This is a genomic window from Diaphorobacter sp. MNS-0, from assembly GCF_019602835.1.
GTDB lineage: Bacteria > Pseudomonadota > Gammaproteobacteria > Burkholderiales > Burkholderiaceae_C > Diaphorobacter > Diaphorobacter nitroreducens.
Map to the genome: position 1 here is coordinate 610,617 of NZ_CP080761.1, position 26,243 is coordinate 636,859.

Here is a 26,243-nt window from a genome sequence, read left to right on the forward strand (position 1 = left end):
CATCCATGTGGGAATGATCTTTGCCATTGACGCGTTGGGGGGGGGGCGTGGCTGGCAGGCGCTGCTGTCCAACATCGTCCTCACCCTGGCCTTGGCGGCATTGCTACATTACCTGATTGAAAACCCGAGCCGACGCTGGGGTGCGCGCTTGGTGCGCTCCAGAGCCCGCTCGCTAGACTGCCGCCCATGCTGACTCCCCACGCCTCGACGCCTGTTCCCTTCGCCCAGCCCATCTACGTCACCCGGCCGATGCTGCCGCCGCTGAGTGAATACACCGCTTTGCTGCAGGAGGTATGGGACAGCGGCTGGCTGGCCAATGGTGGCGAGCAGCACCGTGCCCTCGAGGCCGAGCTTGTGCAGTGGCTGCGGGTGCCCCACCTCAGCCTCTTCAACAACGGCACCATCGCCCTGGTCGTGGCCTGCCAGGCGCTGCGCCTTGCCGGTGAAGTCATCACCACCCCCTTCACCTTCCCGGCCACGCCGCATGTGCTCCGCTGGAACAACATCACCCCGGTGTTCGCCGACATCGACCCGGAAACCCTGTGCATCGATCCGGCCGGCGTGGAGTCCCGTGTGACGCCTAGCACCACAGGCATCCTCGGTGTGCATGTCTACGGCGTACCTTGCGATGTGCACGCCCTGGATGGCATCGCCCGCAGCCACGGCCTGCGCGTGGTCTACGACGGTGCCCATGCCTTCGGCACCCAGATCGACGGGCAGACCATCGCCAGCTTTGGCGATGCCACCATGCTCAGCTTCCACGCCACCAAGCTGTTCCACACCGCCGAGGGCGGCGCGCTGGCGGTCAACGACCCCGAACTCAAGCAGCGCATCGACCTGCTGAAGAATTTCGGCATCAAGAACGAGGAAGAGGTCGTCATGCCCGGCATCAACGGCAAGATGAGCGAGCTGCAGGCCGCGCTGGGCCGTGTGGTGCTGCGCCATGTCGGCCAGGAGCGCCAGCGCCGCGCCGCCGTGCGCCAGGTGTACGAGCAGCGCCTCGCGGGCATCGAGGGCCTGCGCCTGCATGCCATGCCCGCCGGCGTGACCAACAGCCTGCAATACCTCGTGCTGCGTGTAAACGCCGAGCAGGCCGGTTGCAGCCGCGACACCCTGCACGAGCGCCTCAAGCGCTACAACATCATCACGCGCAAATACTTCCACCCCCTGTGCAGTGAGTACAGCTGCTATCGGCAGTTGCCCAGCGCCAGCCCGCAACAGCTTCCCAACGCCTACCGGGTCGCGTCCGAGGTATTGGCGCTTCCCCTGTACGGCGCTCTCAGCGGCGACGACGTGCACCGCATCTGCGACACCATCGTGCATAGCCTGCGCGCCTGAGCATCGCAGCCATGCATGGGCTGGCGCAAGCAGTGATTAAGGTGTTTCATGCCTGTAGTGCTTGCCAGGCAAGCGCTTGATGCTATGAAAATTGCGTTATAGCCCCTTGGTGCCGGCATGCCGGCGGGGACAGGCGCTCTAGAAACTTCCGGTAACAGTGCCCATGCCATGGGGTATCCTTGACACGGTGGACACCTTCGTGAGGGCGGGGCCAGTCCGACCCGGCCAACGCCCATTCCCGCAGGTCCGCGATCGACCCCGCCGCGCGGCTGACCGGCCTGGCCATGCAACGCCATACCGTCCAGATGCTTTCAAGGGAAAGATCGCTGCAGCGCCGCGTAAGCAAGGTCGTATGTCAATACCTGCCTGATTCCTGGATCCATCGTGAAGTATTTCCGAGTGTCTCGCCGCAGCCTGCCTGCAGGGTGTGCCTGCATCGTTCTGAGTACCGGCGTGACCCTGGCGGCCCAGGCCGACGAACTGGGCTACGAGCTGTCGGAGCGGGACTACCTGAGCGAGATACCGCACATCTACTCCGCCTCGCGGCTGCCGCAGCAGCTGGAAGACGCCGCCGGCGCGCTCACCGTGCTCGATCGCGAATTCATCCGCCTGACGGGCGCGCGCGAGCTGACGGAAGTGTTTCGCTGGGTGCCCGGCTTCCAGGTGGCCACCTCGGCCGGGGGGCGCTCCGTGGTGGCCTACCACGGGCTGTCGGGGCAGATATCGCAGCGCATGCAGGTCTATGTGGACGGCCGCTCGGTGTATGCCCCCTACCTGTTTGGCGGGGTCGACTGGAGCGCCCTGAGCGTGCCCCTCGACGAGATCGAGCGCATCGAAATCCAGCGCGGCTCCAACTCCGTCACCTATGGCGCCAACGCCTTTTTGGGGGTCATCCACATCGTCACGCGCGCCGCCGCGCAGAGCGTGGGGGTGCGGGCCGAGGTCGTGCAGGGCAGCGCCGGCGTGGCCGACCGGCACATCCGCTGGGGGCATGCGCAGCCCGCAGCGCAGTGGCGGATTGCCGCCGGTCAGCGCTCGGACGACGGCCTGGCCGGGCGTCCCGACGGTTACCGCACCAACTACCTCGACCTGCGCGCCGAATTCCAGCCCTCCAGTACCCAGGAGTGGTCCATCACCTCCGGCATCACCCGCAGCCACCTGGGCTCGGGCTTCGAGAAGCGGGTGGGCGACCCCCCGCGCACGGAGATCGCGGAATCGGCCTCCCTCCAGGCGCGTTACCGGCAGACTGTCGACCCCGGGCAGGAGTGGAGCGTGACCATGTCCTCGACCCAGGACAGCGGCGACGACAGCTTCGACATCCCCTTGCTCGACAAAGGCTCCCTGCACATCGACGGCCGTCGCCGCGCCAACCGCTATGCGCTGGATTACCAGCATTTCAAGGACCTGTCGCCGCAATGGCGAGCCTCGTGGGGGCTGGGCTACCGGCAAGACAGCGTCACCGCGTTCCAGCTCTTCAACAGCGGCGCCCCCCAAACCAACGCCTCATGGCTGGGCTTTCTCAATGCCGAATGGAGACCCTCCACGCACTGGACGCTGAACTTCGGCAGCCTGGTCGAGCGCGACCGGTTGGCGCCCACCCAATGGGCGCCGCGGCTGGCGATCAACTGGAAGCCGCTGGCCGCACACACCTTCAAGCTCGGCTACTCGTCTGCGTTTCGCACCCCCAGCATTTTTGAGCAGCGCGCCGACTGGCGCATCCAGAACGAAGGAAACACGCTGGACATCCGTTACCTGTCCAGCGGAGGGCTGCTGCCAGAGAGGGTGAACGCCTGGGATCTGGTGTATCTGGGCCAATGGCGCGAGCAGGGCCTGACGCTGGATGCACGGCTGTTTCAGGAAAAACTCTCGCGCATCGTCACCGGCAGGCTGACCCTGTTGCCCATGGGCGCAACCTTTGCTCCCAATGCGGCGGCCTATGACCTGCGCAACAACGCCTCGGCCATCAACCGCGGGGTGGAGTACCAGCTGAGCTGGCGCCCCGCCGGCGGCACCATCGTAAGCTGGAACCAGTACTTTGCCCGGCCCCAGGCCTCGCCCGCGGTCATCGCGCAGACCATCGCGCGGCGCAGCACCGGCCTGCTGGTCTCGCATGCCTGGCCCCGGGGCTGGACCACGGGGCTGGGCTACACCAGCATGAGCTCCCTGCGCTGGCTGGGCGAGCCCACGCAGGTCGGCGCGCAGCGATTTGCCTCGCTGCGCGTGGCGCGCTCCCTGCGCGTCAACGGCTCGCATGTGCATGTCGCCGTCCGCTGGTTCCAGCCGCTCGGGCAATCCGACGAATTCCGGGAGCTGCAGCGCGAACGGCGCAAACTGTGGCTTGCCGTGAGCCTGGAATACTGAGGCGCACGCTCATGGCCCGCGCAATCGTCCGCGCCCTGCTCAGGCATATCCTGGGCGCCGCCGGCCTGCTGCTCTGCCTGGGTGTGCAGGCCAACACCCTGGGCATCGTCACCAGCGGGCAGGGCGCGGCCTACGATGAGTTCGTCGAGGCCGTGCGCCAGGAACTGAAATCCGTACCGGGGCTGAAAATCCAGCTGGTCGGGCTCGACGCCGAGGCCAGCGCCCTGCCGCTGCCCGGCGACACCTTCATGGTGCTGGCCGTGGGGCTGCAGGCCACGCGCCGCACCGTGGCCCTGGCACCGGCCGATGCGCGTTGGCCGCTATTGAGCGTCATGGTGCCCCGGGCCTCCTTCGAGGCATTGAATCCGCCCCCGCGCAATGCGCGGCGGCTCTCCGCCATCTACATCGACCAGCCCCCGCAGCGCCAGGTGGAGCTGATCCGCGCCCTGCTGCCCGGCGCCCGCAACGTGGGCCTGGTGGTGGGACCGACCCACCAGCGCGACCTCGACGCCATCCGCGCGCTGGCCACCGCCAAGGGCCTGGCGCTGGTCACGGAGAAGGCCGCGCGCGACACCGAGCTGTACCCGGCGCTCCAGTCCGTCCTGAGGTCCTCGGACGTGCTGCTGGCGCTGCCAGACCCCTACGTCATCAACGTATCCACCGCGCAAAACCTGCTGCTCACCGCCTTCCGGTTCCGGGTGCCGGTCATCGGCTACTCGGCCGCCTACGTGCGCGCCGGGGCGCTGGCCGCGGCCTACAGCACACCGCGCCAGATCGGGCAGGAGGCGGCCCAGGTGGCGCGCCAGTTGTGGCGCGGCGGGGCCTTGCCCACGCCCCGCTATCCGCGCAACTTCAGCATCGCCATCAACCGGCCGCTGGCCGAGAGCCTGGGGCTCAACCTGCCCGACGAGGCCGCGGTGCAGCAGCGCCTGCAAGCGCTGGAGAGCAGCGAATGACGCCTGGGCGCATCGCCGCGCGCCTGCTGCACCCGCTGGCGTGGCACCGCATGGACCTGCGCGGGCGCCTGATGTGGCTGGCCATGTTCCCGGTGCTGGTGTTTGCAGTGGTCTGGGGCAGCTACGTGATCCGCCAGCGCGACGCCGACCTGGCGGCGCAGCTGCAGCAGCGCGCCCAGCTGCTGGCGCGGCAACTGGCGGTGGCGGCGGACTACGGCATCTTCTCCTTCAACCAGGCGGCGCTGGACAACATCGCCCTGGGCGTGCTGCGCGAATCCTCGGTGATCTCGGCCACCATCATCGCTGCTGACGGGCGGGTGCTGGCCACCCGCCATGCGCCCGCCCAGGGCCAGGCCATCCCCCCCGGCCAGCTGCAGGCCATGCTGGAGGCCTCCAGGCGTGGCGGCGGGGGCGGGGTCAGCGAACACAATGCGCACTGGGTGGCCCACCTGGAGCCGGTGCGCACCCCCTTGCTGGACGTCGACGACCTGCCCGAGGCGGCGCATCCCCAGCGCCACGCCCCCCCGCAAGGCCATGTGATCGTGCAAGTGAGCACGCGCAGCATCCGCACCGAGTTGTTCGACTTCGGGCTGCGCGTCATGGTGCTGCTGGCGGGGGTGCTGCTCAGCGGCTGGGTCATGGCGCGCCGCATCAGCACCAGCCTCGACCAGCGCATCCAGGCCGTGGTGCAGGCGGCGCAAAAAATCGGCGCGGGCCATATCGGCATCCGGCTGCCCGCCAGCGCCATCCCCTCGTTCGCACGTCTGTCGCAGGACATCAACGGCATGGCCGAACAACTCGAACAGTCGCGCCAACGGCTGGAGCAGCGCGTCCTCGAGGCCACCCAGGCCCTGCGCGAGCAGCGCGATGCCGCCGAGCAGGCCAACCGCGACAAGACCCGGTTCCTGGCCGCCGCCAGCCACGACCTGCGCCAGCCCATGCACGCCCTGAACCTGCTGCTGGAGGCCCTGAAGCAGGAAAGCCGTAGTGACGAGCGCGCCAGGCTGCTGGAGCGCATCGAGGCCAGCAGCCAGGCCATGAGCGCGCTGCTCGACGCCCTGCTCGACATCTCGCGGCTGGACGCCGGCACCGTGCGCCTGCAGCGCGCCCCGCTGCAGCTGCAGCCCCTGCTGCTGCGCCTGCGCGACACCTACGAGCGCCAGGCCGAGCGCAAGGGCATTGCGCTGGTCATCCACGGCTCGCAGGCCTGCGTGCGCAGCGACCCCCTGCTGCTGGAGCGCATCCTGGGCAACTTCCTCTCCAACGCCCTGCGCTACACCCCGCCGGGAGGTTGCGTGCTGCTGGCCGTGCGCCTGCGCGGCGCGCACTGCGTGATCCAGGTCCGCGACAACGGCCCCGGCATCGCGCCCGACGAACAGGCGGCCGTGTTCCAGGAATTCGTGCAGCTGCACAACCCGCAAAGAGACCGCAGCCAGGGGCTGGGGCTCGGCCTGGCCATCGTCCAGCGCCTGGCCCGGCTGCTCGACCACCCCGTGGGCGTGCGCTCCTGCCTGGGGCACGGAGCCACCTTCCACATCCAGCTGCCCCGCTGCGAAGTCGCGCCCCCGGCGGCGCCCGGCGTGCCGCCGCCGCACGGCGCGTCCACGCCGGCATCGCCCGGCCTGGAGGGCTGCCGCATCCTTCTCGTGGAAGACGATGCCCTGGTGCGCGACGGCTACGCGCGCCTGCTGCAGCTGTGGGGGGGCGAGGCCCGCGTCCACGCCAACGCCGACGCGGTGCTCACCGCCCTGGGCCAGGGCGGCTGGCGCCCGCACCTCATCGTCACCGATCACCGCCTTGGCGGCGCGCTCAACGGCCGCCAGCTCATCGACGCGCTGCGCCGCCACTGGGCGGCCGAGCTGCCGGCGGTCATCCTGACCGGCGACACCGAAGACGCCGCGCTGGGCCAGTCGGGCACCGAGCGCCTGCGCGTGCTCTACAAACCCGTCAAGCCGGCAGAGCTGCGCCAGGTGCTGGTGCAACTGTGGCGCGCCGGGGGCGCCGCCACCCCGCCCAGGGATTGACGGGCGCCGAGTGCCTGTAATATCGCGCCTCGTGAAGATCCTCATCGTTGACGACCATGGCCTTGTCCGGGAGGGCCTGCAAGCCATCCTCAGCCGCTCCGAGCTGCTCGCCGAGTGCGTGCAGGCGTGGGACGCCGCGTCGCTGTGGCAGCAGCTGGAGCAGCATGCCGACATCGACCTCGTGCTGATGGACATCCAGCTGCCCGATGTCAGCGGCCTGAGCCTGCTCGAAGAGCTCACGCAGCGGTTGCCGCAGCTGCCGGTGATCATGCTCTCCGCAGACCACGACGCCGGCATCGTCCACCATTCGCTGGAGCAGGGCGCACGTGGGTTCCTGCCCAAGTCGTCGCTGAACCAGGTGCTGGTATCGGCCATTCGGCTCGTGGCCGCGGGCGGCGTCTACGTGCCGCCCGAGGCGCTGCAAAAGCCGGCCGCCCGCCCCGCCGCGGCCGGGCCCCAGGCCCCGGTCTCCATTGCGTCCCTGGGGTTCACCGCGCGGCAGACCGACGTGTTCCGGCTGCTGCTGCAAGGCCTGTCCAACAAGCAGATCTGCCGCGAACTCGACCTGGCGGAGCCCACCGTCAAGATCCATGTGCGCGGCATCCTGCGCACCCTGGGCGTGAGCAGCCGCGCCGAGGTGATCGCCAAATACGGCATGTTGAGCCCGTCTCCCTCCACGCCTCGGCAGGCCGCTGCCGCGGACCACTGAAGCAACCCCGTGCCCGGCATCCTGCGGGCCAGTCCGATGTCATTGTTTGCCCAACTTCTGCGGCGCCGCGCGCGCGCGCCCCTGGTCAGCGTGGTGGTGGCCAGCTACAACCACGCCCCCTTCGTGCAAGACTGCCTGCGCAGCGCGCTGAGCCAGGGCATCGACGACCTGGAAATCCTCGTCACCGACGACGGCTCCACCGACGCCACCGCCCAGCACGTCGCCGCCCTGGGCGACCCCCGCATCCACCTGCACGCCTTTGCGCAGAACCGCGGCGCCTGCCTGGCCATGAACGACGCCCTGCGCCGCTCGCGGGGCCGCTACATCGCCGTGCTCAATTCCGACGACCTGTTCCTGCCCGGCAAGCTGCGGCGCCAGATCGACTTCCTGGAGCACAACCCGCAGGTCGGCGCCGTCTTCGGCTGGCCCAGCTTCATCGACGAGCAGGGCCAGCCCTTCCACGACCCCGCGCACAAGGACCACGCCGTCTTCCACCAGCCCAACCGCGGCCGCCACCAATGGCTGCGCCACTTCTTCGACCAGGGCAACGCCCTGTGCCACCCCACGGCGCTGCTGCGCCGCGAGGTCTACCAGAACGTGGGCCTGTACGACCCCCGGCTGGCGCAGGTGCCCGACCTGGACCAATGGATACGCGTGTGCATGCGCTACGACATCCACGTGCTGCCCGAGCCGCTCACCGCGTTTCGCATCCGCAGCGGCCAGCAAAACGCCAGCGGCGCCCGGCCCGAGGTGGTGCGCCGCGACGCCTGGGAGCGTGCCGACGTTCTGCGCCACTACCTGCGCCTGCCCCCGGCGCAACTGCTGCAGGTGTTCCCCGAGTTCGCCGGCCAGGGCGCCGGCCAGGGCGCCAGCCTGGTCGAGCAGCTGGCCTGCCACGCCCTGGCCCTGGGCACGCCGTTTCACCAGCGCTTTGCGCTGCAGGCCTGGTTCGACGCCTTGCCCGCGGGCGGCCTGCTCGATGCGCCCGGCCCCGCCGCCGCGCCGCCGGCCGGCGGCGACCCCACCGCCTGGCGGCGCTACATCGCCGCCACCGCCGCCGCCAACCCCCACCGCATCGGCGGCTGACCGCCCCCCACGACCAGATGCAAACCACCCAGCACGCCTACCTCAGCCGCCTCGACCACCTGCGCTTCTTCGCCGCGGCGCTGGTGGTGCTGTTCCACTACTTCCATACCCAGGTGGGCGACCTGCGTTCGGGCAACCCGTTGGTCTCGCTGGTGGACGAGGGCCACACCGGCATCGCCCTGTTCATGGTGATCAGCGGGTTCATCTTCACCGTGATCGCCGGCGAACGGCACATCCACTACGGCGGCTTCATCAAGAACCGCGTGCTGCGCATCTACCCGCTGTTCGTGTTTGCCGTCTTCCTGCAGCTGTTCATCAGCACCTACAACGACCAGCGCAATTACGGGTTTTTACAGTTGCTGGGCTGGCTCATGCCCTTCCGGTCGGAAACCGTGCCCCTGTCGCCGTACTTCGTGCAACTGTGGACCATCTGGGTCGAGTTCCAGTTCTACCTGATCTTTCCCTTCCTGCTGGCCTTCAGCCGGCGCCACGGCAGCCGCTACCTCTGGGCTTGGCTGGGCCTGCTGGTGCTGGTGCGCGCCCTGGTGTACGCGGCCAGCGGCAGCGTGCGCTTCATCGCCTACGAAACCCTCTTCGGCCGGCTCGACCAGTTCATCATCGGCATGCTGCTCGCGCGCTTTTGGCGGGTGCGGCAGGCGCTGCAGGCGCGCGCCGCCCGGGCGGGCGGGGCGGTGGCGCCCCACCTGTCGCCGCTGTGGCTGGCGCTGGCGGGCCTGGCGCTGCTGCTGGGGCTGCATGCCTTCAGCCGCAAGGTGGGGTTTTCCGAACTGGCCAGCCCCGTGTGGATCATCTGGCCGGGGCTGGAGGCCGCCCTATGGGCCGTCTTCGTCGGGGTCTACCTGTGCACGCGCTGGCCGGGCCCGCAGGCGCTGCGCCAGCGCATCGACCGCGCGCTCGCGGCCCTGGGGGCCGTGAGCTTTTCCACCTATGTGCTGCACAACCTGGTGATCGCGGCCTACAACGCCCGGCTGCCGCCCCTGGCCACCGGCGCCGGCCCCGTGGCGGACGCCCTGGCCACCGGCGCCCTGCTGCTGCCGGCCGTGCTGGCCCTGTCGGCCATCACCTACCACCTTATCGAGCGCCCCTTCCTGGCGCTGCGCGGCGGCTACCTGAGCTGAGGTCCTGCAGGCAGCGCAGTGCGTTGTCAATATGCAACACAATCGGACTAATCCTTTGGGCTTAGTACACTCGATTTCATATAGGAGATGATGCTCCTAAGTTGTTGATTCGCAAGGAAAAAATCCGGCTGAAAAAGGGCGGCCGGAACCCGGGGGTGTAGTCGTGGAGCTAAGCCTTCCGGGGCGCAGGTGTTGCCAAATACTACCGATAGAATCATTCGGGTCGACGGGCGGGGAAGCCCCCCTCTTCGGTCGATTTTTTCAACGTTTGAAAGAGGCTTTTCCTATGACGTACTTCACCACCGGCGCTCAGCTGCAAGCAGCCCTGAACGCACTGCCCAACACCAAGACGGGCAACTTTGTCGCGTTCGACTCCTTCTTCTACGGTCAGCAATACATGGGTGACTACCAGGGCACCCTGTCGCCCATCGAGCACTTCGTGCAGATCGGCGCGGCCCGTGGCTACAAGCCCAACGCCACGTTCGACCCCGTTTACTACGCCAATGCCTTCGCCGACCTGAAGGGCAAGGGCTTCGACTCGGCCGACCTGCTGTACCACTTCATGCAGTACGGCCTGGACGAAGGCCGCGTTCCCAACGCCGCACTGGCTTCGTTCGACGGCAAGGCCTACCTGGCCGCCTACCCCGATGTGGCCGCCTACGTGAACGCCAACCTGGCCCAGTTTGGCGGCAGCGCCACCAACGGCGCCCTGGCCCACTATGTGAAGTTCGGTGCTGCCGAAGGCCGCACGGCTCCTGGCACTTCGGTTTCCAACGGCCAGACCTTCACGCTCACTAACAGTATCGACAACATCGTCGGCACCGCTGGCAACGACACCATTCTGGCTGGTGACCAGAACGGCGTTGCTACCCTCAGTGCTGGCGACCAAATCAACGCTGGCGCTGGCATCGATACGCTGAAGATTTACGCTGGCTTGGCAAACTTTGCTTCCGCCACCATCAAGGGCGTCGAAATCGTCGAGGACTACACTGGCGCTACCACTATCGATGTTTCCGCCAATGCCGACATCAAGGAAGTTTGGCTGAACAAGGCCAGCACCAACGCCGCTACCGCTGCCAAGACCCAAGTGGTTGGTTTCGGTGATGCCGCTGGTGGTGCAGCAGCTGTCGCCACCTTCACCGCGGTGGGTGGCACTGCCGATGCAGCTACCATCGCCGTCAAGGACGCTGGCAAGACCACGGCTTACACCTCCATCACCGTTGCTGGCATCGAAGCTCTGACGGTTAACGCCACCGGTAGCAACAAGCTGGGCAATCTGGTTGCCGCTGCTGCTGAAACCATCACCTTCACCGGCGCTGGTTCGGTCACCGCCACGCTCGTTCCCGGCACCACCGTGCTCAAGTCGGTTGACGCCTCGGCCAACACCGGCGGCGTGAACCTGACCCTGACGGATGCTCAATTCGGCACCAACCCCATCAAGGTTACCGGCGGTGCGGGCAACGACAAAATTGCATTCACGGACGCACTGGGTGCCAAGGCCACCATTGACCTGGGCGCAGGCAACAACACCCTGGAAATCGTTCAAGGCGCTACTGCGCTGACCACTGGCTCGACCTTTGTGGCCGGCGCCGGTACCAACGACACCCTGGTGCTGAACACCACCACGACGGCTATCGACGCCACCAGCGGCAAGATGTTCACGGGCTTCGAGAACATCGTGCTCAAGGGCGCATCCAGCTACACCGTGGGCCACATTGCCGGCATCACGGGCTTTGAGATTGCCTCTGGTGCTGCTACCTCGGCAACGCTCGACAAGCTCGCTAGCGCCACCAGCGTGAAGATCTCCGCATCTTCCACGGGCACGCAAACCCTGACCCTGGCCGACAACTCCGACGCTACCAGCGCCGTGAACGTCAGCCTGGACAACAGCGCGGCCGTGACTGCTGCCGGCGGTGTGGCACAAGCCGGTATTTCGACTCTGATCGATACCAATGCCCACGTGCTGAACTTTGCCTCCAACGGCACGGTGGCAACTGGCTCGGTGAACAAGATTGATCTGACGGGTATGGCCAACTCCCTGGCTCAGCTCACCAACATCAAGATCGCCGGTAGCCAAGCAGCTGAACTGACGACGGCTGCCGCCTCGGCTCTGACCCTTATCGACGGCTCCGCCGCCACCGGCGCGCTGACGATCACGGCCACTGGCGCCACCAAGTCCATGACCATCAAGGGCGGTGACGGCAAGGACACGATCGTGGCCAGCGATGCAGCCGGCGTGGTTTCCACCATCACCGGCGGCAAGGGTGCTGACAAAATCACTCTGGGCGGTACCGCTACAAACAACAAGGGCGACGTGGTCAAGCTGACGGGCCAAGCGGATTCGACGGCCGCTGGTTTTGACAGCATCACCAACTTCGCGGGTGGTACGACGGTTGCAGCCAACGCCGACAAGCTGGACCTGTCCGCTTTTGGCTTCACGGGCGCACAGGCTGGCATCTTTACCCTGGCAGCAGGCAAGGCAACGGTGACTGGCACGGGTACCGCAGCAGTGAACTTCACTATCACCGATGCACAAGCCAAGGACTTCTTCGCCAATGCCGGCGCAGACCTGGGCGTGGCGCTCTACACGAACGCCAATGAAACCTTCGTGTTCATCGACGCGGACAAGAACGGTGACTGGAATGCCGCGACCGACTCGGTGGTGCTGCTGGTGGGCAATTACTCGGTTGACCTGCTCACCGCTGGTCAGTTCACCTTCGCCTAATCTCCCCCGGAGACAAGCACCCGCCCCCGGGTAGGTGCTTGAGGTGAAAGCCTGCAAAACCCCCGACTCTTCGGAGTCGGGGGTTTTTTACATCGATAATCAGCGTCCTCACGCCCATGTGGCTCAGTGGTAGAGCACTCCCTTGGTAAGGGAGGGAATAAAAGGACACCCACTTTAGTTGCCTAAATAATCAGCACGCCCTACACTCACCCCATGACCCGCCCCCGCTGCGCCCTCGTTTCCCTGGCCGATACGCCCTGGTACCACGTTGTCAACCGCTGCGTGCGCCGCGCCTTCCTGTGCGGGCACGACGCGCACTCCGGTCAGGACTTTGAACACCGCCGTGGCTGGGTGGAAACGCGCATCCGTGAATTGGCCTCGGTCTTTGCCATCGACGTGGCAGCCTACGCCGTCATGAGCAACCACTACCACGTCGTGCTGCGCGTGGATGCAGCACGTGCCCGCGGCTGGAGCGATGAAGAGGTGCTGCGCCGCTGGACGCAGCTCTTCACCGGCCCCTTGCTGGTGCAGCAGTTCCTGCAGCCGCCGCAGCGCGCCCTGATGGGCCAGGCGCAACTCGAGTGAATAAAAGGACACCCACTTTAGTTGCCTAAATAATCAGCACGCCCTACACTCACCCCATGACCCGCCCCCGCTGCGCCCTCGTTTCCCTGGCCGATACGCCCTGGTACCACGTTGTCAACCGCTGCGTGCGCCGCGCCTTCCTGTGCGGGCACGACGCGCACTCCGGTCAGGACTTTGGAATTAAAAAGGACACCCACTTTAATTGCCTAAATAAACAGCATTCTTTAAACTCCTGCCCATGACCCGTCCCCGCTCCTCCCTCGAAATAACGTAACTACAATAAGTGCTATGCAGATCGAGTTCGACCCCGACAAGCGCGACAAGACACTCGCAGAGCGTGGCTTGGATTTCGCCCAGGCTGGCGAGGTGTTCGCCGGGGTGAATGTCACGGCAGAAGATGCCCGTTTTGACTATGGTGAGCCACGGTTCACTACCGTCGGTGTGTTGGATGGCCGGATGGTTATCTTGGTCTGGACGCCTCGCGGCGAGGTTCGCCGCATCATCAGCATGAGGAAAGCCAATGAACGTGAAATCGCAAGATTCGCCCAAGCCCTGGGTTGACCCAGACGACGCGCCGGAGTTGACGCAAGATTTCTTCGAGCAGGGCGAGTGGAAAATCGGTGAGCAGCCAGTATCTGCCCCAGAAGGCGCGGCTGCGCTGCGTGAGGCACTTTCCCGTGGCCGCCCCAAGGCGCAAAGCACCAAACAGGCCCTGACGGTGCGCTACGACGCGGAGGTCATCGCGGCCTTCAAAGCCACCGGCAAAGGCTGGCAGACACGCATGAATGATGCCTTGAAAGACTGGCTGCAGACGCATTCGCCAGCGTGACATCATGACCCGCCCCCGCTCATCCCTTATCTCGCTGGCCGAAACACCCTGGTACCACGTCGTCAACCGCTGCGTGCGCCGCGCTTTTCTGTGCGGCCAGGATGCAGCCACCGGCAGCAATTTTGACCACCGCCGGGGCTGGATAGAAACGCGCATCCGTGAGTTGGCCTCGGTCTTCACCATTGACCTCGCCGCCTATGCGGTGATGAGCAACCACTACCACGCCGTGCTGCGCGTGGACGCAGCCCGCGCCCAGGCCTTAGGCGACGATGAGGTGCTGCGCCGCTGGACGCAGCTGTTCACCGGCCCCTTGCTGGTGCAGCGCTACCTGGGCGGTGCGCTGCTGGGCGAGGCAGAGCGCCTGAAGGTGGCCGAGTTTGCCGCGCTGTACCGCCAGCGCCTGACCGATGTGTCGTGGTTTATGCGCGTGCTCAACGAAACCATTGCCCGCCAGGCCAATGCCGAGGATGGTTGCACGGGGCGCTTTTGGGAAGGGCGCTTTAAAAGCCAGGCGCTGCTCGATGAGCAGGCACTGCTGGCTGCCATGGCCTACGTGGACTTGAACCCCATTCGCGCTGGCATGGCCCAGAGCCTTGAGGACAGCGCCCACACCTCTATTGCCGCGCGCCTGGCCGAGCTGCAAGGCCGGGCTTTTGAGCCGGTGCGGGCACCTGTGGCGGCGCCCGCACTGCCTGCGTTGCCCCCAGAAGCTGCGGGTGAAGCGGCCCCCACGCCGCGCCCACCATGTCCCAGCCTGCGCTCAGAGCAAGAGCTATCGGCGCTGCCCGAGGCACCGCTGATGCCGTTTGACCCCACCAGCTGCTTTGCGCAGGCGGTGCCGTTTGGCTTGGAGGAATACCTGGACTTGGTCGATACCATGGGCCGCGTCGTGCATCCGAGCAAGCGCGGGGCCATCCCCGCCAGCACGCCGCGCCTGCTCAGCCGCCTGGGCATGGATGCCGAGGCCTTTATTGCCAGCGCCGACCATTTCTTCAAGGACTTTGCCAGCGCCGTGGGCACGCCCGCCAAGCTGATCGAGCTGGCCGCCCACCGCCAGCAGCGCTGCCTGCGTGGCCTGGCGGCAGCCAAGAGGGTGTTCGAAGCCAAGGCCGCGTAAGCCGGATGCTGTAGCCGCAAATACCAGGGGGTAGGGCATGGTTTTTTTGGTCAAATCTCTTGGATAACTAAGTAAAGTTTTCCGCCACCAGACCCTGCCGCCCACCCCCCCACTGCCTCGCTGCCGCTGGCAGGTGCCCCTGCAGCTCGGGGCGCCTGAGTTGCTGCAGACCTCCAATACAAAGGACACCCACTTTAGTTGCAATACAAAGGACACCCACTTTAGTTGCCTCCCCACTTTAGTTGCCTCAATCCGTAGCACTGCCTACACTGAGGCCGCATGCCCCGCCCCCGCTAAGCCTGCTGGCCAAACAACATATGCCAACAATTTTGAGAGTGGATGGATTTCGGTTCTATTTTTATAGCCACGAGCCGAACGAGCCGCCCCATGTGCATATCGACAAGGATGCAGCGACCGCCAAAGTGTGGTTACATGATGCGGCGGTTGCACGCAGCATGGGTTTCTCTGCACAAGATTTAAGCAAAATTCAACGGATGGTGAAAATTCACCAATCTTCTTTAAAGGAGGCATGGAATGCATTCTTTGGCACCTGAAACAGACGTGCGCGCAATGCATGTGGTCGTAGAAGATGCGCGTTTGGTGGTCGATTTGATGGACGGGCGCACGATTGCGGTGCCGTTGGTCTGGTACCCCAGATTGGCCAACGCCACGCCCCAGCAACGCAGCCATTGGGAGCTGGCTGGTGGGGGCTATGGCATCCATTGGCCTGATATTGACGAAGATTTGAGCACCGAGGGGCTGCTGCGCGGCGCCAGGGCGCCTCAGGTGGGCTTGAAGCCATGACCCGCCCACGTTCTAGCCTGATTTCGCTGGCCGACACGCCCTGGTACCACGTCGTCAACCGCTGCGTGCGCCGTGCCTTTTTGTGCGGACATGATGCCGCCACGGGCGGCAACTTTGACCACCGCCGGGGCTGGATAGAAACGCGCATCCGCGAGCTGGCCTCGGTCTTCACCATCGACGTGGCGGCCTATGCGGTGATGAGCAACCACTACCACGCCGTGCTGCGGGTGGACGCTGCCCGCGCCGAGGCCCTGGGCGACGATGAGGTGCTGCGCCGCTGGACGCAGCTGTTCACCGGTCCGGTGCTGGTGCAGCGCCACTTGGGCGGCGTGCCGCTGGGCGAGGCGGAGCGCCTGAAAGTGCGCGAGTTTGCTGCGCTGTACCGGCAGCGGCTGGCCGATGTGTCGTGGTTCATGCGCGTGCTCAACGAAACCATTGCCCGCCAAGCCAATGCCGAGGACGGCTGTACCGGGCGCTTTTGGGAAGGGCGCTTCAAAAGCCAGGCGCTGCTGGACGAGCAGGCCCTGCTGGCCGCCATGGCCTATGTGGACCTCAACCCCATTCGCGCCGGCATGACCGAAAGCCTGCAGGACAGTGCCCACACCTCCATTGCCGCGCGCCTGGCCGAGCTGCTGGGCCAAGCTTTTGTGCCCGTGCGGGCACCTGTGGCAGCGACCGCACTGCCTGCCTTGCCCCAGGCTGCGGATGAAACGGCACCCACGCCAAGCCCGCAATGGCCCAGCCTGCGATCAGAAGAAGAGCTATCAGCGCTGCCCGAGGCACCGTTGATGCCATTTGACCCCACCAGCCGCTTTGCGCAGGCGGTGCCGTTTGGCCTGGAGGAATACCTGGACCTGGTCGACACCATGGGTCGCGTCGTGCACCCGGCCAAGCGCGGCGCCATTCCCGCCGGCACGCCGCCCCTGTTGGGCCGCCTGGGCATGGATGCCGAAGCCTTCATTGCCGCGGCCGACCATTTCTTCAAGGACTTTGCCAGCGCCGTGGGCACGCCCGCCAAGCTGATCGAGCTGGCCGCCCACCGACAGCAGCGCTGCCTGCGTGGCCTGGCTGCGGCCAAGAGGGTGTTCGAAGCCAAAGCCGCGTAAGGCAGGCGCTACTGCCGTCACTCTGCGCACGGGACGTCGCGCGGCGTGGTAGGGGTGTGCCCAGCCCCCATCTAGCGAACGCAAACAGCTATTAAATAAATAGCAAAAAGCAGGTGCTCAACCAGCGCATTCATTAATGCGAGCTTGAGCGCGGTGGTGTCGCAGAATAAAAGGACACCCACTTTAGTTGCCTAAATAATCAGCACGCCCTACACTCACCCCATGACCCGCCCCCGCTGCGCCCTCGTTTCCCTGGCCGATACGCCCTGGTACCACGTTGTCAACCGCTGCGTGCGCCGCGCCTTCCTGTGCGGGCACGACGCGCACTCCGGTCAGGACTTTGAACACCGCCGTGGCTGGGTGGAAACGCGCATCCGTGAATTGGCCTCGGTCTTTGCCATCGACGTGGCAGCCTACGCCGTCATGAGCAACCACTACCACGTCGTGCTGCGCGTGGATGCAGCACGTGCCCGCGGCTGGAGCGATGAAGAGGTGCTGCGCCGCTGGACGCAGCTCTTCACCGGCCCCTTGCTGGTGCAGCAGTTCCTGCAGCCGCCGCAGCGCGCCCTGATGGGCCAGGCGCAACTCGAGCAGGTGCATGCACTGGCGGACACCTACCGCGCCCGTCTGTTTGAACTGTCGTGGTTCATGCGCGTGCTCAACGAGTCGATTGCGCGCCAGGCCAATGCCGAAGACGGCGTGAAAGGCCGCTTTTGGGAGGGGCGCTTCAAGAGCCAGGCGCTGCTGGACGAGCAGGCCCTGCTGTCGGCCATGACCTATGTGGACTTGAACCCGGTGCGCGCCGGCATGGCCGAGAGCCTGGAGGACAGCGCCCACACGGCCATCGCCGCCCGCCTGGCCGAGCTGCGGGGCCAGCCCTTTGTGCCGGTGCAGGCGCCGCAGGCGCCTCTGCAGGCTGCGCAGCACAGCAGCGCGCCTGGCGCCGCTGCGCCTCTGCCCCACTTGCTGCCCGAGCAGGCCCTGGCCTGCCTGCCCGAGGCACCGCTGATGCCGTTCGACCCTACCGGCAGGTTTGCCCAGGCAGTACCGTTCGGGCTGCAGGAATACCTGGACTTGGTGGACACCGTGGGCCGCGTGGTTCACCCCACAAAGCGTGGCACCATTGCCCACCATGTGCCGCCCTTGCTGCAGCGCCTGGGCATGGACACCGAGGCGTTCATTGCCTGCGCCGATACCTTTTTTCGCTCCTTTGCCAACGCGGTGGGCACGCCGGCCAGTTTGGCTCAACTGGCTGCCCGGCGCCAGGCACGCGCCCTGCGCGGCATGGCCACCGCCCGCCAAATGCTGTCCCCCAGACCAGAACGCGTGGCTTGAAGCCAAATAGGCCTCCAGCGCTTATGCAGCAAGCGCTGGCAGCTATCAAAATCATTCTTCCGAGGGGCTCACAAAAGGCCCCCTCACCTTCATTGCCACAGCAGAAAGCCGCTCCAGTTTCAATGCAGGGCTGCGAGGGCTGCCTCGGGGGCTTTGTCGAGCACCTTAAGCAGTGCCTTGGCTGCACCCGTACACACCTGCCTGCTACCCACACGCCCATCGACAGGCACATCCGGGCATTTGCTCCCGGCGGCCGTGTCCGTGTCGCCCAAACTCGTTCTGTCCTGTGTCTCGAATGGGGTCGAAGCAGGCATTGCAGCCTGCAGCGCCCCGTTACAGCCGCACCAGCGCAACTACGCGCATGCGGCTATCGCAGTCTGATCCCGATTGGCGACGGAATCGTGAGGCTTTCCAGCCTCGAAGTCTCGATGCAGCGGGGGTGGCAGCCCCCGCGCACGGTTCAGTGGCAGGTTCTGTCACCCCTTGTGTTGGCAGCACACGAGGTCTGCGCTGTATAGCGACGGCGCAGCTGCGACAGTCGCAGCTGGCCGCTGGCCAGGCGCTGCACGTACAGCACGCGCGGCAGCGCCAGGACGGCTTGGCCCGGCATGCGCCGCTGGTGTTCGGCGCGCGCCAGTTGCTGCAGTTTCTTGACCTGCACACGGCAGCCAGCAAAACCGGGGGTGCGCGCAAGGCGCTGCACCTGCCCTGGCAGCAGCCAGGGGCTGCGCCGGGCGGTGTCAATCAGATGGGCGCGCCAGCCTTGGTAAGCCCCTTCGCTCAGGCGCCAGGTCCAGGCGCTGTGGGCCTGGCCTGCGCGGGGCAACTGCACGAGCTCAAAGTCCCGCACCTGCACGCGCCCGGTGGCCGTGCCTGCGTCGTGCAGCACTTCCAGCTGCTGGGCCAGGCTCTGGCCAGGGGTGAGCAGCAGCGTCCACAGCAGGGCGTCGTCATCGGCTTCGGCGGTGTCGGCGGTACCTGGCACCGTGGGCGCATATAGCAGCAGCACGGCAGCGGCCTCACCCTTGTGACGTGCCCATGCGCGCTGGTGGCGCGAGCGACCCACGGCGTACAGGCGGTCGAATTTGCGCACCAGCGCCGCCGCTTTGTCCACGCGGATCGTGCCGCTGCACCAGTGGCGGTATCCCAGGCGCACATGGTCGCAAATGCGCTGCAGGTAGCTCGAGAGGTGCGTGTGCACCAGGGGGTCGTGGCCAGGGGTGTGGCTCATGCGGGTCTCCTTGAATCGTTCTGGCTGTGTTTTGAAGTGCCGGGCGGGCGGCGGGCACCGGCACCAACAAGGCAAAGCCTTGTGGGCCGGGGCTTTGCTGGGTATAGCGAGCGCGCTGTGCGCGCGAACAAGAAAGATTCCAAGTTTTTGCGGGAGCAGGGTTTTTTTGCGCGTGCGTGCTGTGCGCCAGTCGCTATACGCAAGGAGGACAGGGTGTTCTCAGGCCATTTTTGAAAGAAAGGACATGACATGCGTATTGACAAAGACACCACCGCTTTGGTGAACAGCCACCGCCCACTGCCTCGCTGCCGCTGGCAGGTGCCCCTGCAGCTCGGGGCGCCTGAGTTGCTGCAGACCTCTGCATCGGTGTCCGTGTTTGCCGGCCTGCTGGCCGGGATCACGCTGGACAGCGATGGTCTCGAGGGGTTGCTCAAGAAAGAAGGTGGACACCACCAAGACTGAGGACATACCAACACAAGGCTGATTTTTGAGGGATTGCCACTGATTGAGACCGCGGGTTGTACGACCTGCGGTTTTTTTTCGCCCCCCGCAAAAAGGCTAAACCCCACCCCCTAGACCTCTCAGTCCGGCCGATATGGCCGCTGAGTTGTCTGGTGCGTGCAAGGGTTGCATGCCGCTCAACGCCGTCGTCGCCGGGTTTTTACCGGAGATGACAGATGTTGGGTATAAAAAACCAGGGTACGGGAACCCTGCGCGTGATGGAGCTGTTTGCGGGGGTGGGCGGGTTTCGCCAAGGGCTTGAGCAAGTGCGCACACCAGCGCAGCAGGCCGCTTTTAAAGTGGTGTGGGCCAATCAGTATGAGCCCGCGAGCAAAAAACAGTGGGCGGCCGAGGTCTACCGCGCGCGCTGGGGAGTGCAGGACTTGGTCAACGAGGACATCTTTGAAGTGCTGCAGGAGCCGGCGCTGATGGCGAGCCTTGATGCACTGTGCCCGGATGTGTTGGTCGGGGGCTTTCCATGCCAAGACTACTCCGTGGCGAAGCCGCTGAGCCATTCGCAGGGGCTTCAAGGGGACAAGGGGGTGATGTGGTGGGCGGTCAGCCGGATGCTGCAAGCGCGCCGCGCAGCGGGCGCACCGCTGAAGTACCTGGTGCTGGAGAACGTGGACCGGTTGCTCTCTTCGCCGGCCACGTGTCCAGGGCAAGACTTTGCCCGGATTCTGGTCTCCCTGCAGCAAGAAGGCTATGCGGTCGAGTGGCGGGTGGTCAATGCAGCGGACTACGGGTTTGCACAAAAGCGCCGCAGGTTGTTCATGGTGGCCGCGCATGAGAGCACGCCGCTGTATACCCGGATGGCGGCATGTGCGGGAGAGGCCCAGCAGGGCAGCTTGCCGTGGTTGCTCAGCGCGGGGGTGCTGTCCAAGGCTTTGCCCGCAAGTGTCAAAGACGGGGGCAAGCTGCAGGTGTTTTCTTTGCCTGTTGGAGATTTTGCGGCGATGTCGTATGTGCCGCTCAAGCGCGGCAGCGGCTTTGCCTCGGGCGGGGTGTGTGCGGCAGGTTGGGTGTGCACAGCACCCCTGGTGGCCCAGAAACTGACGGATTTCACGGAGTTCACCGGCTTGGCACAGGCCCTGACACTGGGCGATGTCGTGCGCGAGACGGGCGAGGCGGTGGCGCCGGCATGTTTTTTGGCGGATGCCGCGTTGCCCAAGTGGCAGCGGCTCAAGGCAGCCAAGTCGATTGCGCGTGTCAGTGCGCATGGCCATGCTTACCATTTCAGCGAGGGCGCGATGGCGTTTCCGGACCGGTTGGACGCGCCGGCACGCACCGTCATCACGAGCGAAGGTGGCGCTGGTGCGTCGCGCACGACGCACGTGGTGCGGCATGCGGATGGGCGGCTTCGGCGCCTGGTGCCCGAGGAGCTGGAAGTGCTCAACGGGTTTGCCCGGGGCTTCACGGACATTGCCGGCATCACGCCCGCAAAGCGAGGGTTTTTGATGGGCAATGCGTTGGTGACGGGGCTGGTGACGGCCATTGGCCGGGCGCTGTGGCAGGCACAGACCTGAAAGGTAGGGAGACTGCATGCGAAACCACTGCAGGCAGTTTGTCTGGCACGGCGACCTGCTGTCAGATGGGTTTGCCAAGATTGCGCAGCAGGCGAGTATCAGTATGCAAGGACTGGGGGGCCCCCAACACAATGCGGGCGAAATCCGGATGGCGTGGGTTGATGAGAATGTTGCGCTCCGCCGGCACCACGGCGCTGGGAACGCTCAATAGCGCCGTCTGGGCACCTTGCAGCCACGCTTGCCCCATGGACTGAAGGACATCTCTCGCACCGATGGTGCGCCAATCGTCGGGTAGTTGTTCGATGTTGATGCGTGTCTCGGGCAGATCGTCAGGCAGCTGTGCGGGAATCAGCACGTAGTGCGCCCGCAAGGGATCGTCCTGCACCATCAGTTCAAGCAAGCCCAAAGACTGGGATTCGGCGGTATAGACCACCTCCCAGCCCTTTGGATTCCAGCGCCCGCCGTAAAGCCTCGCGCCTTCACCGCTGAAGGCTGTCTGAGCAAAGCGCGCAGTAGTGATGCGCCAGACGGTGCGCATCAGGCAAACACCCCGTGCTCGATCCGCCCCAAGGTGTCCAGTACGCTGTCGGCACCAATATCCGTGTCCAGCAGCGACAGAGGGGTCACGCCACCGAGCGATGCATTCGGGCTTTGCAGCCAACTCAGCGCACTGTCGGTGTCTTCAAAGACGGTTTCGGCGCGCTCGACCACGCGGGCAAAGCGAACGAACTTGGCGGATTCCTCGGCCGACAACGCACCCTCACGCTTGCGCCTGGCCAGTGTGCGCTCCGGAATGGCCAGTGCGTGCGCCAGCTCGGTCTGCGTGATGCGCGTGAGACGCACCAGGGCATCGACTGAGGCTGATGGCAGCCCCCGACGCACCAGGGGAATCCAGTCCATGACTACCCGGGGGCGGGCATGCAGCACCGCCTCGCCACCGAGAAGGTTCAACGCCGAAGCAACCGAGGAATGCACGCTGGCAGTGGTCATGATGTTCTCCTATGGGGTAAAGCCATTTGGCATGAAGTTTAGTCAAAATTGGCGTTAATGTCCAGGGCGCCTGTCCCACTCGTATTCATTACACACGCTTTCAAAGGAATCACGGTAAACACCACTGAACACATCACCCTCACTTTCCCCATCGAACACGATGGCCTGCCAATCAAGGAGATTGCGCTACGCCGCCCCACGGTGGGCGACCATCTCACCGCGCAGAAAGCCGCCGGCACCGATGCCGAACGCAAAATCCGGCTGATTGCCAATCTGGCCGAACTGCCGCCAGCGGTGATCCACCGGCTCGACATGAAGGACTACGCCCAACTGCAGAAGGTGCTGGGCGGGTTTTTGCAGTGAATCCGGGCGAGCTGCCCGCCCTCGTGGTGGAACTCGCTCTCTACACCCACTGGCCTCGATCTGAACTTCTCGTCCTGGAGGTGAGTGAGTTGGTCGAGGCCTTGTCGTTGGCGCGGCGGCTGTCCACCTTGTGGGGTACGTAATACCGCGTTCATGTGCATACTGTCGGGCGACCGTTCCAATCGCAAAAATGCTCGTGAAATCGTATCCGTCCGGTGACCCCATATTGAACGCGCCGTGAGAAGCGGGCATCGTGCCCACGATTGGAGGATCGTGGAGACGATGGAACAGGTTTCAAGCGAAGGCCGGCCGCGCCGGCGTGAATACAGCAAAGCGTTCAAGGCACAGTTGGTGGCTGCGTGCGCGCAGCCCGGTGCCAGTGTCGGTGGTGTGGCCTTGTCGCACGGGCTGCACGCGAACATGGTGCACCGATGGATTCGGGAGGCGGGCCCTGTGCGCGCTCAACCGGGCGTTTGTTCGGATGCTGAGCCCGGCTTCATCTCGCTGCCGCTGACGGCAATGGCGGACAGCACCCATGAGGAGCAGGCGCTGGCTGCATTACCGCCATCCGCGCCTTTACCGCTGCCGTCTGCGCCAGTCCATGTGCGCCTGCAACGCGGCGAACTGGTGGTCAGCCTGCAGTGCCCACTGGGCCAGTGCGGGGCGCTCTTGCGCGAGGTGTTGCGGTGATCCGGGTCGATGCGGTCTGGATGTCCACGCAACCGCTGGACATGCGCGCCGGCCCCGAGACGGCCCTGGCCAGAGTGGTGCAAGTCTTTGGCGCGGCCCGCCCGCACCACGCTTATCTCTTTGCCAACGCACGGGCCAACCGCCTGAAGGTACTGGTGCACGATGGCTTTGGCGTCTGGCTGGCCGCAAGGCGCCTGAACCAGGGCAAGTTTGCCTGGGGCGATGAGCGCCTGGGTCCTCGGCTCACACTCAGCGTCGAACAACTGCAAGCCCTGGTCACGGGCTTGCCCTGGCAGCGCCTGGGAGAAGACGCTGTGATCACGGTGCTGTGATGTTGGTCGCCCCTGGGGCGGCGTTCAATTCGTGGATATGCCAGTAGGCGGCTGCCCACCCATCAGGGATGATGACGGCCATGAACGAACCGGTGGATCTGCAGAGCATGGACGAGGCGCAAATGCGCCAGATGCTGCAGCACCTCATGAGCGAGCTCAAACACAAGCAGACGCTGCTGGACAAGCTCAGCTACGAGATGGCCATCCTCAAGCGGCTGAAGTTCGCCGCCAAGACCGAGGCATTGAACGCCGATCAGCGCAGTCTGCTGGAAGACGCGCTCGAAGAAGACCTGCAGGCGGTGGATGAGGAGATCGAGCAGCTGCGCTCGGCTGAAGAGCGCAGCCCACGCCAGCAACCCAAGCGCCTGCCATTGCCGGCACAACTGCTGCGCCAGGAATTCACACACGAGCCCGAGGTGACTGAGTGCTGCGGCCAGGCCATGCGCCGCATGGGCGAGGACGTGGCCGAGAAGCTCGACTACACGCCCGGCGTGTTCATGGTGCACCGCCATGTGCGCGGCAAATGGGTGTGCGCGTGCTGCCAGACGCTCAAGCAGCAGCCGGTCGAGGCGCACATCATCGACAAGGGCCTGGCCACCACCGGCTTGCTGGCCCAGGTGCTGGTGGCCAAGTACGCGGACCACCTGCCCCTGTACCGCCAGGAGAGCATCTATGCCCGTGCTGGGGTGCCGCTGGCACGCTCGACCCTGGCGCAGTGGGTGGGCAGCTGCGGCGTGCAACTGCAGCCGCTGGTCGATGCGCTGCGTCAGGAGGTGCTCGCACACAGCATCGTGCACGCCGATGAGACCCCGGTGCAGATGCTCAAGCGCGGCAGCGAGCGCGATGGCAAGACGCACCGCGCCTACCTGTGGGCCTACACCCCGGGGCGGCACGAAGACCTCAAGGCCGTGGTCTACGACTTCTGCGAAAGCCGCGCGGGCAAGCACGCCGGTGAATTTCTCAACGGCTGGCGCGGCACGCTGCTGGTCGATGACTTTGCGGGCTACAAGCAGCTCATGGGCGAGCACATCACCGAAGCGGCTTGCTGGGCGCACGCCCGGCGCAAGTTCTTTGAGCTGCACGCAGCCAACAAGAGCCAGATCGCCGAGCAGGCGCTGGTGCAGATCGGGCAGCTCTACGAGGTGGAGAGGCAGGCGAGCAATGTCGATGGCACCGAGCGGCTGCGAATGCGCCAGCAGCACAGCCGCCCGATCGTGGACAAATTGCACGCCTGGCTGAGCGAGCACCGCAGTAAGGTACCCGAGGGTTCAGCCACGGCACGGGCCATCGACTACAGCCTGCGGCGCTGGCAGCCGCTCACGCGCTTGCTGGACAACGGCCAACTGCCGATCGACAACAACTGGATCGAGAACCAGATGCGACCGGTCGCGCTCGGTCGTAAGAACTGGTTATTTGCCGGGTCGCTGCGGGCGGGACAGCGTGCGGCTGCCGTGATGAGCCTGATCCAGTCGGCCAAGCTCAATGGCCACGACCCACACGCTTACCTCAAGGATGTGATGACCCGACTGCCCACACACAAGGACAGCCGCATCGGGGAACTGTTGCCGCATCGGTGGCAGAGCGCCACGATCTGAGTCTCAGTCATGACCGCCGGCGACGGTCAATATGGGGTGGCCGGACGGATACGTGAAATCGAGCTCTTTGCTGTGAAGGCTCGATTTCAGGTGCATTACAGCAAAACACTGTTCTATGACGGCGCCGTAGGCCCGCACTGAGCGGCCGCTCGGCACAACACGGCCTCAGGCAGACTTCAAGAACGCCCCTTCGTTGGCTGCAGCCACCGGCAACCAGCTCTGCAGGCCCGATTGCAGCGCTGCTGCATCGGCCGCAGCCGACTTCCTGGCACGCGAGAGATGCGCGTAGCGCATCGTCGTTCGCATCTGCGTGTGCCCCAGCGCATGCATCACGTCGTACAGCTCAAACGAGCTGTTGATGAGCAAGCTGGCAAACGTGTGGCGCAAATCATGCACACGGATATCTGCCAAGCCGGCCCTCTTGCGTGCCGAGTTCCAGGCGTAGAAGATGGAAACGAAAGGCTTGCCGGTGGCCGGGTTGGCAAACACCCAGGGCGTCTCACCGCGCCGGGGCATGGCCTGGAGCATGCCCACCAGGGCATCTGAGAGCTGCACCACCCGTGGCTTGCCTGACTTCGTATCGGGCAGGAACCAGGTCTTGGCCTGTAGGTCAATGTCTGCCCACTTGGCATCCAATACCTCGCGTTTGCGCATGCCGGTCAGCAACAAGGCTGGCACGATAAAGCGCAGCATCTTGTTGGGACTGTCCTGCACAGCCTGCTGCAGTCGAACCATCTCCTCGGGTGAAAGAAACCGCTCCCTCGCATTCTGCGGATCGGCCAGTTGCACATGCTTGGCCGGATTCTTGAGCACTCCGGGCACTTCCCATTTGAGTGCAAGATTGAACATGTAGCGCAGCAAGATGATGCGCCGGTTGGCGGAGCCTCGCGCCGCACCGCGG

Annotated in this window: 28 protein-coding genes; 24 read left to right on the top strand and 4 right to left on the bottom strand. The window is 65.4% G+C overall.

Annotated elements, in window-relative coordinates:
• Positions 1 to 186: 186 nt before the first annotated feature.
• From K2L43_RS02965 to K2L43_RS03045, 17 genes are all read left to right on the top strand, one after another.
• Entirely contained in the window at positions 187 to 1,338 is a 1,152-nt protein-coding gene (locus K2L43_RS02965) for a DegT/DnrJ/EryC1/StrS aminotransferase family protein (RefSeq protein WP_103738560.1), read from the top strand.
• A 384-nt stretch (positions 1,339 to 1,722) separates the two neighbouring features.
• Complete coding sequence (locus K2L43_RS02970; RefSeq protein ID WP_220638474.1) at positions 1,723 to 3,699, top strand: TonB-dependent siderophore receptor; 1,977 nt, start codon at positions 1,723 to 1,725, stop codon at positions 3,697 to 3,699.
• Positions 3,700 to 3,710: 11 nt separating this feature from the next.
• Positions 3,711 to 4,655, top strand: coding sequence for an ABC transporter substrate-binding protein (locus tag K2L43_RS02975; protein ID WP_011804011.1), 945 nt, complete (start codon positions 3,711 to 3,713; stop codon positions 4,653 to 4,655).
• A complete protein-coding gene (locus K2L43_RS02980) occupies positions 4,652 to 6,679 on the top strand; it encodes an ATP-binding protein (protein WP_220638475.1) in 2,028 nt (675 codons plus the stop codon). Before K2L43_RS02975 ends, K2L43_RS02980 begins: the two co-directional genes overlap by 4 nt.
• A gap of 31 nt (positions 6,680 to 6,710) precedes the next feature.
• Positions 6,711 to 7,388 (top strand): response regulator transcription factor, encoded by a 678-nt coding sequence (locus K2L43_RS02985; RefSeq protein WP_220638476.1) that lies wholly within the window; start codon positions 6,711 to 6,713, stop codon positions 7,386 to 7,388.
• Positions 7,389 to 7,424: 36 nt separating this feature from the next.
• Entirely contained in the window at positions 7,425 to 8,474 is a 1,050-nt protein-coding gene (locus tag K2L43_RS02990) for a glycosyltransferase (RefSeq protein ID WP_011804014.1), read from the top strand.
• 17 nt (positions 8,475 to 8,491) lie between these two features.
• Positions 8,492 to 9,613 carry an acyltransferase gene (locus K2L43_RS02995; RefSeq protein WP_220638477.1) on the top strand — a complete coding sequence of 374 codons (1,122 nt, stop codon included), beginning with the start codon at positions 8,492 to 8,494 and terminating at the stop codon, positions 9,611 to 9,613.
• 286 nt (positions 9,614 to 9,899) lie between these two features.
• Positions 9,900 to 12,338 carry a hypothetical protein gene (locus tag K2L43_RS03000; protein ID WP_220638478.1) on the top strand — a complete coding sequence of 813 codons (2,439 nt, stop codon included), beginning with the start codon at positions 9,900 to 9,902 and terminating at the stop codon, positions 12,336 to 12,338.
• 213 nt (positions 12,339 to 12,551) lie between these two features.
• Positions 12,552 to 12,923, top strand: coding sequence for a transposase (locus K2L43_RS03005; protein WP_255580518.1), 372 nt, complete (start codon positions 12,552 to 12,554; stop codon positions 12,921 to 12,923).
• A 56-nt stretch (positions 12,924 to 12,979) separates the two neighbouring features.
• A complete protein-coding gene (locus tag K2L43_RS18960) occupies positions 12,980 to 13,165 on the top strand; it encodes a hypothetical protein (protein ID WP_255580519.1) in 186 nt (61 codons plus the stop codon).
• A 46-nt stretch (positions 13,166 to 13,211) separates the two neighbouring features.
• Positions 13,212 to 13,484 carry a BrnT family toxin gene (locus tag K2L43_RS03015; protein ID WP_103739201.1) on the top strand — a complete coding sequence of 91 codons (273 nt, stop codon included), beginning with the start codon at positions 13,212 to 13,214 and terminating at the stop codon, positions 13,482 to 13,484.
• Positions 13,444 to 13,752, top strand: a complete 309-nt coding sequence (locus K2L43_RS03020) for a BrnA antitoxin family protein (RefSeq protein WP_103739200.1) — start codon at positions 13,444 to 13,446, stop codon at positions 13,750 to 13,752. The genes K2L43_RS03015 and K2L43_RS03020 overlap by 41 nt, the downstream gene beginning before the upstream one ends.
• Before the next feature lie 4 nt (positions 13,753 to 13,756).
• Positions 13,757 to 14,869 carry a transposase gene (locus tag K2L43_RS03025; RefSeq protein ID WP_220638479.1) on the top strand — a complete coding sequence of 371 codons (1,113 nt, stop codon included), beginning with the start codon at positions 13,757 to 13,759 and terminating at the stop codon, positions 14,867 to 14,869.
• Between the two features lie 389 nt (positions 14,870 to 15,258).
• Positions 15,259 to 15,423: a DUF4160 domain-containing protein gene (locus tag K2L43_RS03030; protein ID WP_231403456.1), complete on the top strand. Its 165-nt coding sequence runs from the start codon at positions 15,259 to 15,261 to the stop codon at positions 15,421 to 15,423.
• A gap of 16 nt (positions 15,424 to 15,439) precedes the next feature.
• Positions 15,440 to 15,673: a DUF2442 domain-containing protein gene (locus K2L43_RS03035; RefSeq protein WP_196996034.1), complete on the top strand. Its 234-nt coding sequence runs from the start codon at positions 15,440 to 15,442 to the stop codon at positions 15,671 to 15,673.
• A complete protein-coding gene (locus tag K2L43_RS03040) occupies positions 15,670 to 16,779 on the top strand; it encodes a transposase (RefSeq protein WP_220638480.1) in 1,110 nt (369 codons plus the stop codon). Before K2L43_RS03035 ends, K2L43_RS03040 begins: the two co-directional genes overlap by 4 nt.
• A gap of 222 nt (positions 16,780 to 17,001) precedes the next feature.
• Positions 17,002 to 18,114 (top strand): transposase, encoded by a 1,113-nt coding sequence (locus tag K2L43_RS03045; protein WP_220638481.1) that lies wholly within the window; start codon positions 17,002 to 17,004, stop codon positions 18,112 to 18,114.
• A gap of 460 nt (positions 18,115 to 18,574) precedes the next feature.
• On the opposite strand, the gene K2L43_RS03050 is transcribed toward K2L43_RS03045, so the two are convergent.
• Positions 18,575 to 19,345: a hypothetical protein gene (locus K2L43_RS03050; RefSeq protein WP_011804022.1), complete on the bottom strand. Its 771-nt coding sequence runs from the start codon at positions 19,343 to 19,345 to the stop codon at positions 18,575 to 18,577.
• 249 nt (positions 19,346 to 19,594) lie between these two features.
• Here K2L43_RS03050 and K2L43_RS03055 point away from each other — a divergent pair, with 249 nt between their 5' ends.
• Together K2L43_RS03055 and K2L43_RS03060 are read left to right on the top strand one after the other, a co-directional pair.
• Positions 19,595 to 19,807, top strand: a complete 213-nt coding sequence (locus K2L43_RS03055; protein WP_041835870.1) for a hypothetical protein — start codon at positions 19,595 to 19,597, stop codon at positions 19,805 to 19,807.
• A gap of 215 nt (positions 19,808 to 20,022) precedes the next feature.
• Positions 20,023 to 21,372: a DNA cytosine methyltransferase gene (locus tag K2L43_RS03060; RefSeq protein ID WP_011804024.1), complete on the top strand. Its 1,350-nt coding sequence runs from the start codon at positions 20,023 to 20,025 to the stop codon at positions 21,370 to 21,372.
• A 61-nt stretch (positions 21,373 to 21,433) separates the two neighbouring features.
• Here the strand turns inward: K2L43_RS03060 and K2L43_RS03065 are convergent, their stop codons facing one another.
• Both K2L43_RS03065 and K2L43_RS03070 read right to left on the bottom strand, forming a co-directional pair.
• Positions 21,434 to 21,910 (bottom strand): RES family NAD+ phosphorylase, encoded by a 477-nt coding sequence (locus K2L43_RS03065; protein ID WP_011804025.1) that lies wholly within the window; start codon positions 21,908 to 21,910, stop codon positions 21,434 to 21,436.
• Positions 21,910 to 22,362, bottom strand: a complete 453-nt coding sequence (locus K2L43_RS03070) for an antitoxin Xre/MbcA/ParS toxin-binding domain-containing protein (protein WP_011804026.1) — start codon at positions 22,360 to 22,362, stop codon at positions 21,910 to 21,912. Before K2L43_RS03070 ends, K2L43_RS03065 begins: the two co-directional genes overlap by 1 nt.
• Positions 22,363 to 22,419: 57 nt before the next feature.
• On the opposite strand from K2L43_RS03070, the gene K2L43_RS03075 reads away from it, so the two are divergent.
• The 5 genes from K2L43_RS03075 to K2L43_RS18965 all read left to right on the top strand — a co-directional run bounded on the left by K2L43_RS03075 (position 22,420) and on the right by K2L43_RS18965 (position 25,483).
• Entirely contained in the window at positions 22,420 to 22,725 is a 306-nt protein-coding gene (locus K2L43_RS03075; RefSeq protein ID WP_011804027.1) for a phage tail assembly protein, read from the top strand.
• Between the two features lie 282 nt (positions 22,726 to 23,007).
• Positions 23,008 to 23,415, top strand: a complete 408-nt coding sequence (locus tag K2L43_RS03080) for a transposase (RefSeq protein WP_041835871.1) — start codon at positions 23,008 to 23,010, stop codon at positions 23,413 to 23,415.
• Between the two features lie 20 nt (positions 23,416 to 23,435).
• Positions 23,436 to 23,747 (top strand): IS66 family insertion sequence element accessory protein TnpB, encoded by a 312-nt coding sequence (gene tnpB / locus K2L43_RS03085; protein ID WP_011804029.1) that lies wholly within the window; start codon positions 23,436 to 23,438, stop codon positions 23,745 to 23,747.
• 80 nt (positions 23,748 to 23,827) lie between these two features.
• Positions 23,828 to 25,342: an IS66 family transposase gene (locus tag K2L43_RS03090; protein WP_011804030.1), complete on the top strand. Its 1,515-nt coding sequence runs from the start codon at positions 23,828 to 23,830 to the stop codon at positions 25,340 to 25,342.
• Positions 25,343 to 25,351: 9 nt separating this feature from the next.
• The gene (locus K2L43_RS18965) at positions 25,352 to 25,483 is read left to right on the top strand and encodes a hypothetical protein (RefSeq protein ID WP_255519514.1); all 132 of its coding nucleotides are present in this window, start codon (positions 25,352 to 25,354) and stop codon (positions 25,481 to 25,483) included.
• Between the two features lie 24 nt (positions 25,484 to 25,507).
• Here the strand turns inward: K2L43_RS18965 and K2L43_RS03095 are convergent, their stop codons facing one another.
• Entirely contained in the window at positions 25,508 to 26,191 is a 684-nt protein-coding gene (locus tag K2L43_RS03095; protein ID WP_085947529.1) for a site-specific integrase, read from the bottom strand.
• Between the last annotated feature and the right edge of the window lie 52 nt (positions 26,192 to 26,243).

Coding starts and splice junctions, on each gene's coding strand:
- K2L43_RS02965 (WP_103738560.1), top strand. CDS start 187: ATGCTGACTCCCCACGCCTCGACGCCTGTTCCCTTCGCCCAGCCCATC.
- K2L43_RS02975 (WP_011804011.1), top strand. CDS start 3,711: ATGGCCCGCGCAATCGTCCGCGCCCTGCTCAGGCATATCCTGGGCGCC.
- K2L43_RS02980 (WP_220638475.1), top strand. CDS start 4,652: ATGACGCCTGGGCGCATCGCCGCGCGCCTGCTGCACCCGCTGGCGTGG.
- K2L43_RS02990 (WP_011804014.1), top strand. CDS start 7,425: ATGTCATTGTTTGCCCAACTTCTGCGGCGCCGCGCGCGCGCGCCCCTG.
- K2L43_RS02995 (WP_220638477.1), top strand. CDS start 8,492: ATGCAAACCACCCAGCACGCCTACCTCAGCCGCCTCGACCACCTGCGC.
- K2L43_RS03000 (WP_220638478.1), top strand. CDS start 9,900: ATGACGTACTTCACCACCGGCGCTCAGCTGCAAGCAGCCCTGAACGCA.
- K2L43_RS03005 (WP_255580518.1), top strand. CDS start 12,552: ATGACCCGCCCCCGCTGCGCCCTCGTTTCCCTGGCCGATACGCCCTGG.
- K2L43_RS18960 (WP_255580519.1), top strand. CDS start 12,980: ATGACCCGCCCCCGCTGCGCCCTCGTTTCCCTGGCCGATACGCCCTGG.
- K2L43_RS03015 (WP_103739201.1), top strand. CDS start 13,212: ATGCAGATCGAGTTCGACCCCGACAAGCGCGACAAGACACTCGCAGAG.
- K2L43_RS03020 (WP_103739200.1), top strand. CDS start 13,444: ATGAACGTGAAATCGCAAGATTCGCCCAAGCCCTGGGTTGACCCAGAC.
- K2L43_RS03025 (WP_220638479.1), top strand. CDS start 13,757: ATGACCCGCCCCCGCTCATCCCTTATCTCGCTGGCCGAAACACCCTGG.
- K2L43_RS03035 (WP_196996034.1), top strand. CDS start 15,440: ATGCATGTGGTCGTAGAAGATGCGCGTTTGGTGGTCGATTTGATGGAC.
- K2L43_RS03040 (WP_220638480.1), top strand. CDS start 15,670: ATGACCCGCCCACGTTCTAGCCTGATTTCGCTGGCCGACACGCCCTGG.
- K2L43_RS03045 (WP_220638481.1), top strand. CDS start 17,002: ATGACCCGCCCCCGCTGCGCCCTCGTTTCCCTGGCCGATACGCCCTGG.
- K2L43_RS03050 (WP_011804022.1), bottom strand. CDS start 19,345: ATGAGCCACACCCCTGGCCACGACCCCCTGGTGCACACGCACCTCTCG.
- K2L43_RS03055 (WP_041835870.1), top strand. CDS start 19,595: ATGCGTATTGACAAAGACACCACCGCTTTGGTGAACAGCCACCGCCCA.
- K2L43_RS03060 (WP_011804024.1), top strand. CDS start 20,023: ATGTTGGGTATAAAAAACCAGGGTACGGGAACCCTGCGCGTGATGGAG.
- K2L43_RS03065 (WP_011804025.1), bottom strand. CDS start 21,910: ATGCGCACCGTCTGGCGCATCACTACTGCGCGCTTTGCTCAGACAGCC.
- K2L43_RS03070 (WP_011804026.1), bottom strand. CDS start 22,362: ATGACCACTGCCAGCGTGCATTCCTCGGTTGCTTCGGCGTTGAACCTT.
- K2L43_RS03075 (WP_011804027.1), top strand. CDS start 22,420: ATGTCCAGGGCGCCTGTCCCACTCGTATTCATTACACACGCTTTCAAA.
- K2L43_RS03080 (WP_041835871.1), top strand. CDS start 23,008: ATGGAACAGGTTTCAAGCGAAGGCCGGCCGCGCCGGCGTGAATACAGC.
- tnpB (WP_011804029.1), top strand. CDS start 23,436: ATGTCCACGCAACCGCTGGACATGCGCGCCGGCCCCGAGACGGCCCTG.
- K2L43_RS03090 (WP_011804030.1), top strand. CDS start 23,828: ATGAACGAACCGGTGGATCTGCAGAGCATGGACGAGGCGCAAATGCGC.
- K2L43_RS18965 (WP_255519514.1), top strand. CDS start 25,352: ATGACCGCCGGCGACGGTCAATATGGGGTGGCCGGACGGATACGTGAA.
- K2L43_RS03095 (WP_085947529.1), bottom strand. CDS start 26,191: ATGTTCAATCTTGCACTCAAATGGGAAGTGCCCGGAGTGCTCAAGAAT.